The sequence below is a fragment of the Halanaerobium sp. DL-01 genome, assembly GCF_003338615.1.
Classification (GTDB): Bacteria; Bacillota; Halanaerobiia; order Halanaerobiales; family Halanaerobiaceae; genus QPJE01.
This window is the reverse complement of sequence record NZ_QPJN01000060.1, coordinates 1-4,798: the sequence shown is the minus strand read 5'-3', so window position 1 is coordinate 4,798 and position 4,798 is coordinate 1. Positions and strand designations below refer to the sequence as shown.

The window sequence follows — 4,798 nt, the reverse complement described above, 5'->3', positions numbered from 1 at the left end:
AATACAAAAGGCAAGTTAGAGGATATACTGTTGGGCTAACAGGATTTTAAGCCTGTGGAGATGGTGGGTTACCACTTCTAAGAAGCAGGAATCCTCGTGGGCTTGCCCCGAGGAGGGTCAAACCAGTGGAGTTTACTGTGATGGTGCAAAAGGTAGCTGTGCTTTTAAGGCAGCAACTGCTGCTGAACTTGCTGTAAGGCATTTTGAGCTGATGGTGGATGGAGTTGACTGTTATCTTCCTTCCGGATTTATCAGCCGTTCACTTGATAAAACTTTTGAAAACCTGGCAGCCATTTCTCATCCGGATGAGCATTCAGTAAACAATACACTTTTTAAAGTTGTAGAAAACAATTTTGTGGAAAATTAAAGGGGGAGTAAAAATGCGAATTGCTGTAGTTGGAGGTGTTGCAGCTGGAACTAGTGCTGCTGCAAAGGCCAGAAGAGTAGATCCTGACGCAGAGATAGTGCTTTTTGATAAAGGGAATGATATTTCTTATGCTGGATGTGGTCTTCCATATTATATTTCAGGTTTAATTCCGGAGAGAGAACAGCTTATTGTAAATACAGCTGAAAGTTTTAAGGAAAAATATAATGTCGATGTGAGGCTTAAGCATGAAGTTACAGAAATAGATACAATAATCAATATGCTTCACTATAAAAATGTAGATACAGGAGAAGAGGGTGTTGTCGGATATGATAAGCTGATTATTTCAACAGGGGCAAGGCCTGTAAAACCTCCTATTCCCGGTATAGATCTGGATAATATATTTACACTTCGCACAGTAGACAGTGCTGATGAAATCAAAAAAACGGCGCAAAAAGATCAGATCAAAGAGGTTGCTATTATAGGAGCAGGACTGATAGGTCTCGAGATGGCAGAATCATTTTCTAAACTGGGTCTTAAAGTTAAAGTAATAGAGATGCAGCCAAATGTTTTGCCTCAATTTAGTGGAGAAATGGCTGAAATTGTGGAAGAACATCTGCGTAAAAAAGGTGTGGAATTAATTCTGAATGATGGTGTTAAAGAATTTTTAGGTGGACAAAAGGTAGAAAAAGTTATAACTCAAAGCGGCCGAGAAATAAAAGCAGATATGGTTCTTCTGTCAATTGGCGTTAAACCTGAGGTGACACTTGCCGAAAAATCCGGTGTAGAATTGGGAGAAACAGGTGCCATAAAAGTAAATAATCGAATGGAAACCAATATAAAGGATATTTATGCTGCTGGAGACTGTGCAGAATCAACTGATATTGTTAGTGGGGAGTCTGTCTGGGTACCTCTAGGTTCTACTGCAAATAAGCAGGGAAGAGTAGCTGGAGAAAATGCAGCAGGGGGAAATTATGAACATAAAGGTATACAGAAAACAGGAATAACAAAGATTTTTGACTTAACTGCTGCAACGACCGGGTTAAGTGAAAAAGAGGCTAAAGAAAGTGGTTTTGACCCTCTCACTATTAAAATTAAAGATAGCAATCATGCCGGATATTATCCAGGTGTAAGTAAGCTCAATATAAAGGGCGTTTTCGATAAAAAAAGCAGAAGACTTCTTGGGGCTGAAATAATTGGTGGTGAAGGTTCTGATAAAAGGATAGATGTTTTAAGTACAGCCATCTATAGTGAATTAAAGGCTGAAGATCTATTTCAGATTGATCTTGCTTATGCACCTCCATATTCTTCTCCCAAAGATTCTGCAGCAGTTTTGGGAATGGTTGCTGAGAAAAAACTTTAAAAGCTTTAATGATTGTTGGTTAATAATATATAAAATACCAGAAAAGCTTCCTTTGAGGTTATTATTTAATAGAAGCTGCGGACTTGCTCCGCAGTGCGTCAAGATTTTCATTTTAAAACCTGCCTTGAAAGGCAGGTTTTTGTTGTTTTAATATATTTCTGATATAATAAATATAAAAGAAATTTGGTTTAAATAGGAGTGAATATTATGGCTAGACCAATCAAAGATAGATTGATACAGCAGCTTCCAGAAGTAAAGTTTTTTAAACCTGCCGGTGTTCCCGCCCATAAACTGGAGATAGTTGAACTTAATATGGAAGAAGTGGAATCTCTGCGTTTAAAAGATGTTGAAGGATTAACTCAGGCGGAAGCAGCCGAAAAAATGAACGTATCCCGTCCTACTTTCCAGAGAGTTTTAACTTCAGCAAGGCAGAAAGTTGCTGAAGCACTGACATGTGGGAAGGCTCTGCACTTTTCTGGTGGAGACTATAAGCTTATGCGACCAGGACACTGCTGGAGATGTGGAAAAAAATTAAGCCAGTCCGGCAGACACAGGCGGGGACGTCAGGCAAATGGTCAAACAAATAATCTATGTTCTGATTGTGAGGACGAAAATTAGTTAATCCAGTTCAGCAGGTTCCAGCATCTGCTGATAGCTTACGGCACTTGTTGTTTTATCTAAAACAGTCAAGAAAACTCCATCTAAATCTGTGATTTAGGTGGAGAGGTTCTCATTTGGTAGTGAAAAGTCCGGAGCTGCCTCACCCATTTCAGTATCTACCTCTGCTTCCAGTACCTACCCAGTTTCCAGTACCTACCTCATCTGTGTTACCCTGCTGCCGTCCTGAATAAAGAAAAAAGAAGCAGCTGCAGCAGCAATAATTATAAAAGATATGATTATTTTTTGCTTATTTCATTTTCAAAAACTTTTAATACAAAAAATTTGATAAGTAGATACATATTAAAGCCGATAAAAATCTTGAGGATGAAATTTAATTATCTGGATAATATTATTGACAAAATTAAACCTGAGTGTTATACTATGAATAAGATACCCAATAGGGGTATATAAAGAGGTTTTACGGAACTTTGCTTTTAAGTATTACAGTAATATAACACAATAGGAGGTCAATAAAATGAAAAAATATTTAATTGCTACATTAATAATCTTAACTATTATTGCTTCAGGTGCCAATTATGTTTTTGCTCAACCAGGTCCAGGGTTTGGCTCCGGCATGATGGGTATGGGACCTGGCATGATGGAATCAGTTGACAGTGAATATGAATTTTTAGTAAAAATGATACCTCATCATGAGGAAGCAGTCTATAATGCAAAAATATTAAGAGATAATACAAATCGAGAAGAAATGAGAGAATTTGCTGAAGATATTATAGAAGTTCAGACCAGTGAAATTGAAGAAATGGAGAAATATTTAGAGAAATGGTATCCAGATAGAACAAATGATTATGTATACCAGCCAATGATGGGAAATTATGAAGGGTTAACTGGAGAAGAGCTTGACTTTTATTTTCTTGAGGATATGATTTTTCATCATATGGGTGCAGTAATGATGTCACAGCAGTTAATAGTGCGTGGTTTGGATGAACATCAGGAAGTATATCTGCTTGCAAGAAATATCAGAGATAGTCAGCGTCAGGAGATATTTATGATGAGAAACTGGCTTAATAATTGGTATTAATAGAAGAAGATACTGGGGGTAAAAAAATGGATCACCAAAAAATGTTAGAAGACTTTAAAAAACGCTTTAAAATATCGTTGGTAATAACAGTACCTATTTTAATTCTTTCACCTATGATCCAGAACTTTTTCAACTATAGTTTTGACTTTGCAGGAAGTAAATATCTTTTATTTATTCTTTCTACAGTAATTTTCTTTTATGGTGGTCGACCTTTTTTATCAGGCTTAAAAGATGAATTCAGTAATAAACAGCCGGGGATGATGACCTTAATTGCTCTGGCAATTTCTGTTGCCTATTTTTACAGTTCAGCAGTTGTCTTTGGTCTGGAAGGTAGATTTTTCTTCTGGGAGCTGGCAACTTTAATTGTAATTATGCTCTTAGGCCACTGGATTGAGATGAGATCAGTTATGGGTGCATCTAACGCTTTAGAAGAACTGGCTAAGCTGATGCCGGATCAGGCTCATAAAATTGTTGATGGAGAAGTTATAGAAATTAAAATAAAAGAGCTTAAAAAAGGTGATCAAGTTCTGGTAAAACCGGGAGAAAAGGTTCCTGCTGATGGTGTGATTTATGAAGGAGATTCTTATATAGATGAATCAATGCTGACAGGTGAGTCAGAACCAGTAGAAAGAGGAAAAGATGAAGAAGTAATCGGTGGTTCGGTTAATGGTGACAGCTCAATTAAAATTAGAATAGAAAAAGCTGGAGATGAAAGTTATTTATCTCAGGTAATAGAGTTGGTTAAAGAATCTCAGGCGGCCAAGTCTAAAACTCAGAATTTTGCTGATAGAGCTGCTTTCTGGCTGACATTAATTGCTATTAGTGCAGGGACAATTACACTTTTTAGCTGGTATTTTATTACTGGTGATTTAGCTTTTTCTATAGAACGAATGGCAACAGTAATGGTTATTACCTGTCCTCATGCTCTAGGACTTGCGATCCCACTGGTAGTTGCGGTTTCTACCACCCTATCTGCTAAAAATGGACTTTTAATCCGCAACCGCACTGCTTTTGAAAATTCACGCAAAATAGACACTGTTTTATTTGATAAAACAGGTACTCTGACTGAAGGAGAATTTGGAGTTGAAGCAGTAGAAACATTTGTAGATGATTATAATGAGCAGGATATTCTGCAAAAAGCAGCTTCTTTAGAACAGGAATCAGAACATCCAATTGCAGCTGGAATTGTAAAAAGAGCAGAAGAAGACGAAGTAGAACTAATTAAAGTCGATGATTTTGAAATAATTAAAGGTAAGGGTGTTATCGGAAAAATTGATGGCAGAGATTTCAAAGCAGTTTCTCCAGGTTATCTGAAAGAAAACGAGATTGAAATACCAGATAGTGCTTTAAAAGAAGGACCATTTACTGAAAT

5 protein-coding genes are annotated in these 4,798 nt (G+C 37.0%); all 5 read left to right on the top strand.

The features are described from left to right. The first annotated feature begins 22 nt into the window (after positions 1 to 22). The gene (locus DER71_RS12585) at positions 23 to 367 is read left to right on the top strand and encodes an L-serine ammonia-lyase, iron-sulfur-dependent, subunit alpha (protein ID WP_114474670.1); all 345 of its coding nucleotides are present in this window, start codon (positions 23 to 25) and stop codon (positions 365 to 367) included. Between the two features lie 13 nt (positions 368 to 380). Continuing rightward, positions 381 to 1,727 (top strand): FAD-dependent oxidoreductase, encoded by a 1,347-nt coding sequence (locus DER71_RS11590; protein WP_114457954.1) that lies wholly within the window; start codon positions 381 to 383, stop codon positions 1,725 to 1,727. 207 nt (positions 1,728 to 1,934) lie between these two features. Then, positions 1,935 to 2,345: a DUF134 domain-containing protein gene (locus DER71_RS11585; RefSeq protein WP_114457953.1), complete on the top strand. Its 411-nt coding sequence runs from the start codon at positions 1,935 to 1,937 to the stop codon at positions 2,343 to 2,345. 517 nt (positions 2,346 to 2,862) lie between these two features. After that, positions 2,863 to 3,426, top strand: coding sequence for a DUF305 domain-containing protein (locus tag DER71_RS11580; RefSeq protein WP_114474669.1), 564 nt, complete (start codon positions 2,863 to 2,865; stop codon positions 3,424 to 3,426). A 26-nt stretch (positions 3,427 to 3,452) separates the two neighbouring features. Beyond that, on the top strand, positions 3,453 to 4,798 hold a 1,346-nt coding region (locus tag DER71_RS11575), incomplete at its 3' end, for a heavy metal translocating P-type ATPase (RefSeq protein ID WP_114474671.1).